At 67.2% G+C, this 13,555-nt stretch carries 10 protein-coding genes; 6 read left to right on the top strand and 4 right to left on the bottom strand.

Annotation, left to right across the window (positions count from 1 at the left end; translation table 11 throughout):
• Nucleotides 1-56: 56 nt before the first annotated feature.
• From ACN27B_RS24375 to ACN27B_RS24390, 4 genes are read right to left on the bottom strand one after another with little or no spacing between them, the layout of a single operon-like run.
• Nucleotides 57-3,266, bottom strand: coding sequence for a type I restriction endonuclease subunit R (locus ACN27B_RS24375; RefSeq protein WP_422741620.1), 3,210 nt, complete (start codon nucleotides 3,264-3,266; stop codon nucleotides 57-59).
• A gap of 27 nt (nucleotides 3,267-3,293) precedes the next feature.
• Nucleotides 3,294-4,532, bottom strand: coding sequence for a restriction endonuclease subunit S (locus tag ACN27B_RS24380; protein ID WP_422741621.1), 1,239 nt, complete (start codon nucleotides 4,530-4,532; stop codon nucleotides 3,294-3,296).
• A complete protein-coding gene (locus tag ACN27B_RS24385) occupies nucleotides 4,529-6,142 on the bottom strand; it encodes an N-6 DNA methylase (RefSeq protein ID WP_422741622.1) in 1,614 nt (537 codons plus the stop codon). Before ACN27B_RS24385 ends, ACN27B_RS24380 begins: the two co-directional genes overlap by 4 nt.
• A gap of 20 nt (nucleotides 6,143-6,162) precedes the next feature.
• Entirely contained in the window at nucleotides 6,163-8,232 is a 2,070-nt protein-coding gene (locus ACN27B_RS24390; RefSeq protein WP_422741623.1) for an SAM-dependent DNA methyltransferase, read from the bottom strand.
• A 194-nt stretch (nucleotides 8,233-8,426) separates the two neighbouring features.
• On the opposite strand from ACN27B_RS24390, the gene ACN27B_RS24395 reads away from it, so the two are divergent.
• From ACN27B_RS24395 to ACN27B_RS24420, 6 genes are all read left to right on the top strand, one after another.
• The gene (locus tag ACN27B_RS24395) at nucleotides 8,427-8,951 is read left to right on the top strand and encodes a hypothetical protein (protein WP_422741624.1); all 525 of its coding nucleotides are present in this window, start codon (nucleotides 8,427-8,429) and stop codon (nucleotides 8,949-8,951) included.
• Nucleotides 8,952-9,429: 478 nt separating this feature from the next.
• The gene (locus ACN27B_RS24400; protein ID WP_422741625.1) at nucleotides 9,430-10,563 is read left to right on the top strand and encodes a hypothetical protein; all 1,134 of its coding nucleotides are present in this window, start codon (nucleotides 9,430-9,432) and stop codon (nucleotides 10,561-10,563) included.
• 31 nt (nucleotides 10,564-10,594) lie between these two features.
• On the top strand, nucleotides 10,595-11,239 hold the full coding sequence (locus ACN27B_RS24405) for a DUF6308 family protein (protein WP_422741626.1): 645 nt from the start codon (nucleotides 10,595-10,597) through the stop codon (nucleotides 11,237-11,239).
• Between the two features lie 192 nt (nucleotides 11,240-11,431).
• Nucleotides 11,432-11,680 carry a hypothetical protein gene (locus ACN27B_RS24410; protein WP_357628075.1) on the top strand — a complete coding sequence of 83 codons (249 nt, stop codon included), beginning with the start codon at nucleotides 11,432-11,434 and terminating at the stop codon, nucleotides 11,678-11,680.
• 90 nt (nucleotides 11,681-11,770) lie between these two features.
• Nucleotides 11,771-12,664 carry a phospholipase D-like domain-containing protein gene (locus tag ACN27B_RS24415; RefSeq protein WP_422741627.1) on the top strand — a complete coding sequence of 298 codons (894 nt, stop codon included), beginning with the start codon at nucleotides 11,771-11,773 and terminating at the stop codon, nucleotides 12,662-12,664.
• Nucleotides 12,665-12,741: 77 nt separating this feature from the next.
• Nucleotides 12,742-13,467 (top strand): CBS domain-containing protein, encoded by a 726-nt coding sequence (locus ACN27B_RS24420; RefSeq protein ID WP_422746063.1) that lies wholly within the window; start codon nucleotides 12,742-12,744, stop codon nucleotides 13,465-13,467.
• The last annotated feature ends 88 nt before the right edge of the window (nucleotides 13,468-13,555 follow it).

Here is a 13,555-nt window from a genome sequence, read left to right on the forward strand (position 1 = left end):
GCGAGAGGATCCCCCAGCTGTCGGCCCACAGCCTCCTTACGTCCGAGCCGGTGTCGCTACTTTGTCGCCGATCCGGGGGACCACTCGTTGGCGAAGGTCTCCATCTGACGGATGACCAGGTCGACCGCGGCGCGCTCGTGGTCCGGCGGGTAGTCGTAGCGAGCCAGCAGTCGGCGGATGTGGCTGCGGAGCTTGGCGCGTACCGGTTCTCGAGAGAACCAGTCCACTGTGATCGACGACTGGATCGACTTCACCAGCTCCCGTGCGATCTCCGCGAGGGTGCCGACGCCCATGAGCTCCGTAGCGGCACCGTTCTGGGCGACGGCGTCGTAGAAGGCGAGTTCGGCGTGGTTGAGCGGAGGGTCGAACTGGTGGCCGCGCCGGGCGTCCGCAGACACCTGCTTGGCCAGCTCGACCAGCTCGACGATGAGCTGCGCGCTGGTCAGCTGCTGGCGCATGTAGCGGTTCATTAGGTCTTCGAGCTGAGCGGAGAAACGCTCCTGGCGAACCACGTTGTGCTTGGTGACCTCACGCATCTTGCGCTCGATCAGCCGGCGCAGCGCCGCGGCGGCCAGGTGCGGGGTCTCCGAGTCCTGCAGGCGCTGCAACGCCACCCCGTTGAGCTCGGTGATATCGAGCTTGCCGAGGCCGGCTTCCTCGTAGATGTCGGTGATGTCGGCGGCGTCAACCACCTCGGCAGCGAGCTGAGACAGGTAACGTTCCACCTCGGCCGTGTTGGGCAGGCCCTTGGCCTCCCGGTCGGCGGCCTCCTCCTTGACGATCCAGACCCGCACGTCGCGGAAGTAGTGGATATCGCGGCGCATCCGCTGGATATCACCGGCGCGTTGGGCGAAGTCCCGGCTGGTCGCGCAGAGCGTGTAGAACCGCTCCAGCCGGCCCGCCGAGTCACGGAAGCGCCGGTGCAGCGGCTTCGTGCCGGGCTCTACCTCATTGCCGGGGGTCCGTGGACTGCGCAGGAAGTTGGCGGACTTCTTCACCGCCCGGCGCCAGCGGGTCGGGTCCGTCTCGTCGTCCAGGACCTCTCGCCACTTGACCGGGGTCAGCATGGCTTCGAGGACGGAGATCTCGTTGTACACCTCACTGATCGCCCGCTCGATTTCGCGGCCGAGAGTCTGGTCCTCCTGGTCGCTGGGCGTGTACTCGGTGAGCGCCTTGCGCAGGTTCTCGGTCAGCGGGGCGTAGCCGACCAGCAGGCCGTCTTGCTTCTCCCGGAACCGGCGGTTGACCCGGGCGAGCGCCTGCATCAGGTTGGCGCCCTTCATCGGCCGGTCCATGTAGATGGTGTGGATCGGCGGTGCGTCATAGCCGGTGAGCAGCATCGAGTGCACGATCAGCAGCTCCAGCTCGTCGTCCGGGTCCTTGGCGCGGGCCTGGATGGTCTTCTGCTGCGACGGGCGCAGGTGGTGCGGGCGCAGCACCTCCTTGTCGCCGGGCACCCCATGGAAGACGATCTTCATCTTGCCCTTGTCGACGGCCGGGTCCGCCCAGTCGGGCCGCAACTCCCTGAGAGCGTCGAAGACGCGGACACAGATCTCCCGGGTCGCGCAGACCAGCATCGCCTTGCCCGGCCCGCCTAGCTGCGGCCGCATCAGCTCGCGTCGCTTCTCCCAGTGCTCGACGAGGTCCTTTGCGAGGGTCTCGACCCGGTCAGGGGCGCCGTAGACGGTGTTCATGGTGGCCGCGTACGCCTCGGCCTTGCGCCGCTCCGCGTCGTCCAGGCTGGCGGTGAGCTGCTCCACCTGCTCGTCGATGCTCTCCGGGTCGATGTCCGGCGGCAGCGACACCGGAATTATCCGCGGCTCGTGGTAGACCCGCACAGTCGCCTCGTCGTCGACGGCACGCTTGAGGTCGTACACGTCGATGTAGTCGCCGAAGACGGCGCGGGTGTTCACCTCGGCGCTGGCGATCGGGGTGCCGGTGAAGGCGATGAACGTGGCGTGCGGCAGCGCGTCGCGGAGATGCCGGGCGTAGCCGTCCAGGCTGTCGTAGTGGCTGCGGTGCGCCTCGTCGACGATCACCAGGATGTTGCGCCGATCGGAGAGGAGCGGATGTGGCCTCCCGGCGTCGCGCTCTTCCTTCGTACGCCCGAACTTCTGCAAGGTGGTGAAGATGATGCCGCCGGCGTTCCGGTTCGACAGCTTGGCGCGCAGTTCGGCGCGGGTGTCGGCCTGCTCCGGCTCCTGTCCCAGCAGCGTCTGGCTGTCGAGGAAGGTGTCGAAGAGCTGGTCGTCGAGGTCGGTGCGGTCGGTGAGCACCACGATGGTCGGGTTCTTCAGGGCGGGGTGGCGGGCGGTCAACGCCGCCGTGCACACCATCTCCTCGGACTTGCCGGAGCCCTGGGTGTGCCAGACGACGCCCGCCTTCCCGTCGCTCTGCGATGCCCGCACGATGCACTCGACGGCCCGGACGACCGCGAAGTGTTGGTGCGCCTTCGCGATCCGCTTCGCCTTCAACGTGAAGTTGACGAAGCCGCCGGTGAGCTCCAGGAAGCGCCGCTGGTGGAACAGCCCGTAGAGGGCGACGATGAGCGCCTCCGGGCCGTCGTAGTCGGGCGAGGTGGTGTCGACGCGTTCCCCCTCGTCGTTGACGTTCCACGGCGCGAAGTGCTCGTAAGGGGTGAACGGGGTGCCATACTTCGCGGTGACCCCGTCGGAGATCAAGCACAGGACGGCGTGCCGGAAGGCGAGCGGGAACTCCGCGAGGTACGCCTGAAGCTGGGCGTGCGCGCCCGTCAGCGTGGCGTTCTCGTCGGCGGCGTTCTTCAGCTCGACGATCGCGACCGGCAGACCGTTGAGGTACAGCACGATGTCGAACCGACGCCGGAAGTCGCCGTCGACGATCGTGACCTGGTTGATCGCCCGGTAGACGTTGCGGCCGGGGTCGTCCAGGGCGGCCAGGCGCACGGTGGGGGTGTGCTCCGCACCAAACGCGTCGGTGTACGTGATCGAACGGATGCCGTGGACAACCCGCTCGTGCGCCGCCCGGTTCTCGGCGAACGCCTCCCGAGAGGCCACGTCGGTGGCGGCCCGCACCGCGTCGGCGACCGCAATGGGCGGCAGGTCGGGGTTGAGGCGCTCGATCGAGGCCCGCAGGTCCTCGACCAGCACCAGATCGGCCCAAGCCTGCCGCTGCCCCGACCCGGGTGCGAAGTCCTTCCCGGCACCCGGCTCCCAGCCGAGCTCACCGAGGTGATCCAGCGCGAGCGTCTCCCAGTCCGCCTCGTTCATCCACCCGCCCGCACCCACCACAACCCCTCCCCGCGAACCGTTTACTTACCTAACCGCTTCTTCGACAACCTTCTCGGCGTCCCTGACCCGCAACCGTCCTGACATCAGTTCCGGCAGTAGGGTGTCCCGCAACTTGATGAGGGTTGTGCTCTCCGCTGTGGCAGCCGCAGCGACCTGGTGTAGCGGGATGGCCTTTCCTGCAAATTCTTTGCGTGCGGTAGGTGTTGGCAGTCGAACGCCCATGGCCTTGAAATTCTTCCTGCTCAACTCGAGGAATGTGGATCCGTTTGCCAAGCTGCGCATCTCGTCGACGCGGTCCCTCATCTCATGGAGCAACCACATCATGAGTTCTTCATCGGGTGTGACCACCACAATGAAGCCTTGGTTTACAGCCATTGGTATCTGCGGAATCGCGAATGCTCCGATAGTGGCCCGCGACGTCATGAAAATTGAGCCAGCGGGATACAATGCCGATGCGCAGTTGTCGAAGCCCGCATCCGTGATCCTCCGGCTCGTGCCGAAGAGGTATGGTGCTCCTAGCGCTGTTACATCCGACGGCGTCGCCCAAGCGATGTTGCCGTCCCAGTACTCCGGAACCTTGGTGCTTGGCGTTCCACCTCCACCTACCTGAGCGATGGAGCCGAAAGTCTCCGGCCCGGTGGAAACCCCCTCCACTGCATCGCTGAAGTGTGCGTCAGCGAGCGCCAGCGAACACTCGGCGATGCGGCCGTTGACCGCAATCTTGCCGTCGATGGCGCTCAGCAGCGTGACGATCCGCCGCTGCTCGGCGAGCGGCGGCACCCGCAGCAGTTCCGCGTCTAGAAACCGCTCGAACTGGAAGTTGCTGATTCCGGTGGATTGGTTCTCGTAGGCGCTCGCCCGGCCCGAGTAGTACATGTCCTGGAGACCGTAGTAGGCGTACTGGGGCTCGACCAGCGTGATGTCGAACCGGACGACGCGGCAAAAACTTGCCGGGATCACTGCGCCCGCAAAGTACGACAGCACCTCCTCGCCGATGAACAGCGTTCGGCCTGTCGTCTGGCCACGGGCCGCGCTGCCGCCCGAGATCTCCAGCACTACGTCGCCGGGCCGCAGGACGCGCTGGGCCAGCTTGGAACGCTTCTCCCACCGTCGCGGCACCGCGTCCACACGGCCGGTGCGCACCGAGCCGAAATCGGTGCCGCGAATGATCGACACTTGGTCGTGGTCATCGAGCGGGTTGTCGGACCCCCAGCCGCCACCTCGGGCAAATACAACCAGATCCCGGAACGGGCGCTGACTCATCCGAGCCTCCCAAGCTGCCCACGGAGTTCCTCTTCGAGGCGGCGCGACTCGTCGAAATGGGCGTACAGCTCCTTGGTCAGGCGTTCGATGCGGTCGGCAAGCGGCTCGGCGTCCGGATCTTCCTCAGCTTCGGCGGCGCCGACGTATCGGCCAGGGGTGAGGACGTGGTCGTGGGCGGCCACCTCGTCGAGCTTCGCCGAGTAGCAGAAGCCGGGCACGTCCTCGTACGTCTGGCCCTTGGTCTTGGCGGACTTTGTGCCGCGCCAGGCGTGGTAGGTGTCGGCAATCTTGGCGATGTCGTCGTCGGTGAGGACGCGCTCGGTGCGGTCGACCATGGTGCCGAGGGCGCGGGCGTCGATGAAGAGGATCTCGCCGCGCCGGTCGGTGAGCGCCTTCGCGCCTTGCGGGGTCTTGTCCTTGGTCAGGAACCACAGGCAGGCGGGGATCGCGGTGGTGCGGAACAGGTTCGGCGGGAGGGCGACCATGCAGGCCACCACGTCCGCCTCGACCATCGCACGGCGGATATCGCCTTCGCCGGACTGCTTGGATGACATCGAGCCGTTGGCGAGGACGACGCCCGCACTGCCGCGGTCGCCCAGCTTGTAGAGGATGTGCTGGAGCCAGGCGTAGTTGGCGTTGCTCTGTGGCGGCGTCCCGTAGCGCCAGCGCGGGTCGGTCTCGCGGCGCGCCCAGTCGCTCATGTTGAACGGCGGGTTGGCCATGATGAAGTCGGCCCGCCGGTCCGGGTGCTTGTCGTCGGCGAAGGTGTCGGCCCAGCGGTCGCCGATGCCGACCGGGTCCATCCCGTGGATGGCGAGGTTCATCTTCGCCAGCCGCCAGGTGCGCTCGTTGGCTTCCTGCCCGTAGACGGCGATGTCGTGGGTGTGGTCGCGGCCGGCGCGGGCCTCGACGAACTTCTTGGACTGCACGAACATGCCGCCGGATCCGCAGCACGGGTCGTAGACCCGGCCCTCGTAGGGCTCCAGCACCTCGACAAGAACCCGCACCACGCTGGATGGGGTGTAGAACTCGCCGGCGCGCTTGCCCTCGGCGCGGGCGAAGCGCTCCAGGAAGTACTCGTACGTCTCGCCGAGGACATCCTGCGCCTTCCGGTCGCCGTGGCCGGTGAAGCGGGCGTCGCTGATCAGGTCGACGAGCTCCTTCAATCGCTTCTGGTCGACGTTGTCCCGGTTGAAGATCTTCGGGAGGACGCCGGTCAGCGCGCGGTTCTCCTGCATGATCGCGTCCATGGCGTCATCGAGCAGCTCGCCGACGCCGCTGGGTGCGTTCTCCACCAGGTAGTCCCAGCGGGCGTTCTCCGGAACCCAGAAGACGTTGGCGCTGGTGTACTCGTCGCGGTCGTCGAGGAACTCGGCGCGGCGGTTCTCCGGGATGTCGGAGAGGCTGTCGGCGATCTGGCTGCGGCGCTCGGCGAACGCGTCGGAGACGTACTTGAGGAAGACCAGGCCCAGGACGAACTCCTTGTACTGCGCGGCGTCCATGGAGCCGCGCAGCTTGTCGGCGGCCTTCCACAGGATGTCCTGGATCTGCTTGGTGCTGGACATGCCGGGCAGCTCGCCCTGCCCGTTGGCACGTTTGCGTGGGGGCACTGTGTGTTCCGTTCTCTCGTTCAGGAGTTCGTACCGTACAGAGTCGTGAGGGTGCCGTCGGCGAAGCCCGTGACGGCGAGTTCGCGCAGTTCGGCCAGGAGGGCGGCCTGCCGCTGCAACAAGCGCTCGCGTTCGTCGAGGCGGCGCAGGAGCTCGTCCAGACGGGTCGCCTCGTCCGGGCGCAGGTCGGGGATGGTCACGTCGCGTAGCCTCGGCGCGTGCACAGCGCCAGGGCTGCGCGCGGTGTTTCGGGCGGTGTCGAGCAAGGCCTTCAGGACTCGCGGGGTGAGGGCGTCGCCCGGGGAGACGCGCAGGCCGCGAGCCGGGAACTCGATCACCGAGAAGCCGTCCTCGTCGAGAAAGGCACCGAACTGGGGGACCGTGGTGACAACGAGATCACCCGGTTCGGTGAGGCTGATGTGCGGATATTCAGCGGCGAGCGTGAGCCGGTCCATCCAGCGCCTGGACGACTGCGCGACGACCTCCGCGGCGCTGATGACTCGGTGGTGACCCTGCGGCCCGACGTGCTCTGGGGATAGACGGTGCCCCGGAAGGGTGCGGACTCGGCGCGCGGTACGTAGCGCGCCGAGGGGGATCTCCTTCGCACGACTTCCGTCGCGTTGCGCCGCCCCGGTGCTCAGAGGGCCGTGCTCCTTTGCATACCGGATGGCCTCGTGTTCCGCGTCGGTGAGGCGGCCCTCGATTTCCCCGATCAGCGCGGGGCGGTCGGTAGCCAGCCGGGCGCGCATGGTGACCGAGGCCGGGCCCGGCGTTCGTAGCGCCGCACCGCGGCGCAGATCGAGGGCGTCGAGCGGGACCACCCAGCCGGTCCGCGGGTCGTGGCCGTCGCGCCGGTAGCCCTCGGCCCGCCACAGCAAGATGTCCTCGGCCGTGGTCTCCGCGACGCGCTGATCGAGCGCGGCTCCGCTGACGTCGGCGAGTAGCAGGCGGCCCTGGGCGGCGGGAACCGGGTCGCGGGTGAGCAGCCACAGGGCAGTGGAGTGTCCGGGGCGAGCCGGGAAGACGCCGCCGGGCAGTCGTACCACCGCCTCGACGAGGCCGCTGGTCAGCAGGTCGGCCCGCTTGGTGATCGCACCGGTGTCGCGCAGGGCGTCGACCAGGCTCGTGGCGGGGCCGACCACGACAGCGGTGCAGCCGGAGCCGAGCCGATCGGCGATATCGCTGATCTTGTTGAGGTCCTCGGCCGGGTCGCGCTGCTCGGTCGGCTGGTAGGGCAGCCGGGTCACGACCACGTCGACATCGGCGAACTCGTCGTTCAGCTCGTCCGGAACCACCTCGATGTTGAACTCAGGGACACCGGCCAGTAGCAGCCGGCGACGGATCAGGCGGGCCAGGGCAGGATTCGGCTGAGCGGCGTTGAAACTGAGCGCCTCCGGCTCATGGTCGGTCAACACTGCGGCGAGGAGGTCGCCCGAGCCCGCGTACGGGTCACCGACCGTGATCCGGCGGCGGTCGCGTAGCCGGCCCGGCACGTCGGCGGCCAGGCGGATCAGGGTGACCAGGTGGGGGGTGAGTGCATCGGCACCCAGCGCCGGCCAACCGAAGCGGGCACAGTTGCCGAGCAGGAACTGGTACGCCCGGTTCGCCTCGTAGGCACCCTCGATCAGCTGCTCGACCATCCGCGGAAGATCGGCCAGGCCGGGCGCTTCCTGCAGGTCGGAGAGGAGGAACTCGTCCTCCGGGTCGAACCGGCGGGCCGCCTTGATCGGATCAGCCGGCAGGACGTGGCCGGACATCTCGCGCAGACAAAGAGCCGCGCCCAGGGAGAGCACCAGGCGGCGGCCGCCATGCTCACGGGCGTACGCGGTGAGGGTGTGCAAAGCGCGCTCGGCGCGCAAGGTCTCCGGGGCAGCGTTGCCCAGCTTGCGGTCCAGCAGCCAGGTGAGGACCGCGTCGGCGGGGAAGAGCAACTGACCGCCAGCGCCGGGCACCGGGGCGGGGAAGTCGGGGTACCGGCGCCGCCAAGTCGTCACCACGGGGCGCTCGACCTGCGCCAACTGGGCGATCTCGCCCGACGACATGGACTCGGACATCATGCTCTTCACCTCCTCCTGGTCGAAGGGCTCCACTGTAGTGATGCGTCTCTCGATGTCGAGGGGCCGATCATGATAACCCGCCTTATCAACCGGTCGTTGGCCCCGGAGATCCCTGTGCGCTTACCTGGCCCAGATGCAGAACGAGGTCTCGCTGAGCGGCAAGAGCAGTAAGACCAAGACCGGTATCAAGATCAAGATCACCAAGATCGGACGGCAGGGCTGACACTGTGCAGTACTTCGTGGGCACCTACGGGCGGACCGACCACTCGTGGCTCGAAGAGCACCCCGAGTTGGAACGACACTTCGAGGAAGATCCTCAGGACTGGCTCGCCGTCTTCCCCTATGGGGTGGCGTTGCGCGACGTCGAGTTGATCAAGGCGGTGGTCGAGCCGAAGACCTTGGGAGAGGTGCGTCGGTCTCCGCTTGCGGTTCCGCTGGTCAAGGCCGTGTACAACGAGCGGGCGGCCGTGGACGACGAGCCCCCGTTCGACGACCTGGACGACGACGTCCCGTTCGACTGGTATGACGATCTCGGCCTCTTCTGGCGGCCGGATCCCCGGTTGCGTACGGCGGAGCTGGCGCCTGCCAGCCTGCTCGCCGATTTCGGCCGGGAGGACCGCGCATACGGCATGGACTACGAGCCGGCTACCTGGTTGCCGCTGGACGACCAGGAGGCGATCGAGGCGGCGCTGCGGGAGATGGGTCATGCGATCGTCTACGACGACACCATCCTGAACCGCTATCTGGCGTGAGCCGGTCAGAGCCCGCGGCCGGGCCGCCATTCGGGCCCAGCCCTTGGCCAGGCTGCGCCTCAAGACCGTCCGGATGGCCGAGTGTGGGGGCAGCCGTGTCGCCTTTAGGTTCGAGTTGATCTCCATGAACGATGACATCACTTTGCCCCGGCACCCGGCCCGTCGCGAGCCCTGCCCCGAGCCGCAGTTGAGTACGCCCGTGGCCTCTCGTCGTCCGCCCGCCGACCCGATGCGCCGCTACACCAAATCAAGCGGTTGCTCGCCGTGCACGGCTGCCCGCCGGATGCCGCTGAGGAGGCGATCCGGCGGGTGCTTCTTCAGACTGAAACCTTTGCCGAAGAGCGGTCAGCATAGGCGCTAGGCTGACCGCTCTCAGCCATCGTCGAGAGGCCCCCCATGTCATCCGGTGCGTCAGCCCCAGCGGAAGGCGTTAACGGCGCCGGCATCCCGTCCCTGAATGGTTTCGGTGGTGACGTTCATGACTGACCTGCGCGAAGTGGTTGGCCAGTGCGTGGAACGGCAGCGTCGTTATCGGCAGCGCGGCCAGCGTATGAATGAGCAGAACACCAAGGCTGCGTTGATCAGTCCGGTGATCATGGCGCTCGGTTGGGACCTCCACGATCCCGACGAGGTACACCACGAGTACAGGCGGAGTCAGCACGAGAATCCGGTTGACTACGCCTTGCTTTTGCTGCGTACCCCCCGACTGTTCATCGAGGCCAAGGCGTTGGGTGAGAACCTCGACGATCCGCGGTGGGCGAACCAGACCATCGGCTACGCCACCATGGCGGGTGTCGAATGGGTAGCGCTGACCAACGGCGCGGAGTGGCGCGTCTTCAACGCGCATGCCCCTGTTCCGATCGAGCAGAAGCTTTTCAGGGCGGTGCGACTGGAGGACGACGTTGACGCCGCAGTCGACCTGTTGGCGCTTCTCAGCAGGGAAAACATGCGCGAGAACCGCATCGAGGAGTTGTGGAAGGGCTTCTTCGTCGATCGGCAGGTCCATGCCGAGTTGATGAACCTCTTCACGGCGCCGGTACCTGCCCCCGAAATGGTCCACCTGCTCGACGGCCGGATGCCGAAGCTGAGTCGTGAGGAGATCCACCAGAGTCTGGTCCGGGTGCGGGCCACATTCGACTTCCCGATGGCGGCGCTGGCTGGGCCGGCAGACAGCCGACGCAATGCTGAGGGCATTGACGAGTCGACCCGACGGCTGTCCGTACCGGCACCGGTGCCATTCGCTCTGCCTACACCTCGTCCGGCGCGTCAGCAGACCAAGGTTACCGCCGATGAGCGCAGGTTGAAGTTGCCGGACCTCTTGGCATCGGGCCGGCTGGTGCCGGGCACCGTCCTCACGGCTCGCTACCTCGGGGAGCAACACACAGCGGAACTCCTTGCCGACGGGCGGGTCCGGTATCGCGGGAACGTCTTCAACTCGCCGTCAGGGGCCGGCGAGGCGGTGAAGATCGCAATCCATGGACCCGGCATCACTGGCGCCCGCAAAGCCACCGATGGACTGGACTTCTGGCAGGCGGAGGACGCGTTGGCGGGTGACCACGTCACGCTCAAGGAGATTCGCCGGCGCGTTGCTCTGGGGCGTGTCCATGAGTGAGGGGTGGCGGAGCCTCTCAGAACTGATTGCCGTGCTCGACGACGAGCAGTCGCGGACCGACCTGCAGCGGTACTTCGCTGTCGGTCCGCTGGCGTTCAGCGGAAGCCAGTTCGAGGTGTTGGGCGGTGGTCCGCGCGTCCAGTATCGGGACGTGGTGACGGCGGATGACCTCATCGCCGTCGAGATGCTGAACGTTCGTGTTCCACCCATGGTTGCCCTGGACCTGCTGCAGGGCAGTCTGGGTGAGCGAATCAGTGATGTGTTGCGCGAGTTGCCAACGGCGCTGGACCTCAGCGATGCGAGGGCCAAGCCACTCATCGACAGCGGCGGGCCGGCAGAACGAGCTTGGAAGATGTTGGTCGGCTGCAGCGGCGTGAACAAGACCATCGCAAGCAAGATACTGGCCCGTAAGCGGCCGAGGTTGGTCCCGGTCTACGACAACGTGGTGGCGTGTGTGTTGCGTGGTCGCCCGGGGTTCTGGCTGTGGCTACACGAGGCCCTCCGCGCCGAAGACTTCCTCCTCGCCCGTCGGCTGCAGGAGCTTCGAGTCGCAGCCGGCATCGCATCCCAGGTCTCCGAGATTCGGGTACTGGACGTGATCATCTGGATGCGACATGTGGGCGGGCATCGACGTAAGAGCTGTCTCGGAATGACGATCCCCGGTCGATCGGGGTAGGTGGTGACTGAGCCCGTCCGACGGAGACGACGCCTACACGGTGAAGTCCGTCGATGTAAGTAGGATGGGAAGGCCGTCGAGCACCTCGTCGCGGCGTTCTGCCGCGAAGCACCGCCGGGCAGCCCTGCAGATCATGGTGGCGTTGCGGCGCCGGCAGGCGGACCGGGCGCAGGCGGCGAACGGCGAGCGCCGGTGACCGGGCGCTGGGTCATCCACCTGCCGGTGACCGCTGCCGACCTGCCCGCCGCGCAGCGCCTCGCCCGGGTCGTCGCCCGGTGGACCGGAATGCTGCCGCAGGCCGACCCGGGGGAGACGACCGTGTCCGCCGAGGACGACCAGAACGTACGCCATCGGGTCTTCTGCGACCTGCTCATGCCCGGAGGCCGGCGTTGCCTACTCCGGGCCGACCATGACGGCTCCTGCTCCCGCCGCCTCCGCTGATGTGGAGCAGCAAAGAACAGACTGCTCACTGTGGACTTGTGGGCCGGTCGAGGGCCAAGATGCGGTGTGCGCTTCCTATCGACGTCAGTCATGCAGACGATCTGCGAGAAGGCCGAGGGCAGGAAGATCAAGGCTGCCGTCGCCTACGCCGGTGATGGGGCGGCCGATTTGCTGCCCGCCAAGGCGGGGGATCTCATCGTCGTCAACGGCAGCAGGAACGCCCTCGCCAGCGGCGCTACCTCGGCTCGGCTGCTGCGGCAGTGGTACGAGCAGGACGTTGTGCTCTATGCCCACGAGACTCTCCACGCGAAGGTCTTCGTCGTCGGACGTACCGCGTTCGTGGGATCGGCCAACCTGTCGCGGCGCGCGCACAACGACGGAACGATCGAGGCGGCGATCCAGACCAGCGACCCGCTGGTCTGCGCCGACGCTCGTCGGTTCGTCGACGAGATGGCGGCAGGAGCCACCAGGGTCGACGAGACCTGGCTCGACTGGGCTGCGTCGGTGCCCGTCAGCGCAGGCGGCACGGTGCTGTGGAATCCCGACCCTCCATTCCTCCCGGACATGCCTTACGACATCTGGATAGGGCCCGAGGTGGCCGTCGACTACACCGACGAGGAGGAAGCATTGGCTGCCGAGGGCCGGCGCATACATCGCGCAAGCGGCGGCCGGTACCAGACCATCACCCTCAGGGAGGACATCGACGAGCAGGCCCGCCTCGAACAGCCGGACATGGTCGTGATCATTCGCAGTAATCACATCCGACTCGCCCGGTTCCTCGGCAGGCGCCGGCGCAGGCAAGCAGCCATGGGGTTCTATCGCACCGACAGCCAGGGCGTCCGCCGGACGCTGAGGGAGGTCGCCGGTGTTCTGGACATGACCCCCGCCAGCCTTCGCGAGGATTGGATCCGGCTCGACCCGTCCCAGCGGGAGCTACTCGTCGACCTGTTCGAGTTGCCGAAGCTTCCTGTCCGCTCGTCCTGATCGAGGGTGTGAGCTGCCGGAGCGGGTAGCGGGCTCCCGCTGCTGAAAACGGGACTGTGGCAGGATCACGGGCCGTGATGATCACTACGGCGGGTTCCCGGTTCCTCGCGGCGTTCAACGACATCGAAAAGCACATCCGAGGCACCCTGCGCGCAAGCAACGGCGACGGCTTCGCGCAGTTGGCCAGGGAGTACGCCGACAGGAAGCGGCTGCCGGCGCACCACCGGAGCGCCTTACTGGCGTTCGCGGCACTGCGGAACGCGATCAGTCACGAACGCTACTACGGCGGTCGCCCCATCGCCGAGCCCGTCGAGGCGGTCGTGCAGGAGATCGAGCTGCTGCGGCGGCAACTCCTCGAGCCACCGCGCGCGTTGACCGCCCTCGGCTCCGCCAGGGTCTGCGTGATACAACCCGACGACGTCATCGGCGCCGCCCTGGACCACGTCCGAACACTGGGCTACTCGCAACTGCCGGTCTACGACGGCGACAGCTACGTCGGCGTGCTCACCACCAACGCCATCGCGCGGTGGCTCGCCGACCAGTTGATCAAGAACACGGGGATTGCCGAGGAGGAGCCGGTCAGCCATGTGCTGAAGTTTGCCGAGCCCGGGGAGGAGGCTGTCCTGGTCCCGAGGTCGATCACTGCGGTGGAGGCGATCGACCGGCTCAGCCGAGAGCGGCAGGCCGGCCATCTGGCCACCGCCCTCATCGTCACCGAGCGAGGCCGAAGGTCCGACACGCCGCTTCGACTGATCACTCCCTACGACCTGCCGGCGCTCACCGCTGCGCTCGCCATCGTCTGATCCGAGAGGCCAGACGATGGCGAGGCTGGTCAGGGTCCTTCCGAAACAGACTTGGTGGCATCCGGCTGGAGGAGCTGTCAGGGGTGAT

The sequence above is a fragment of the Micromonospora sp. WMMD754 genome (assembly GCF_049315235.1).
Classification (GTDB): Bacteria; Actinomycetota; Actinomycetes; order Mycobacteriales; family Micromonosporaceae; genus Micromonospora; species Micromonospora sediminicola.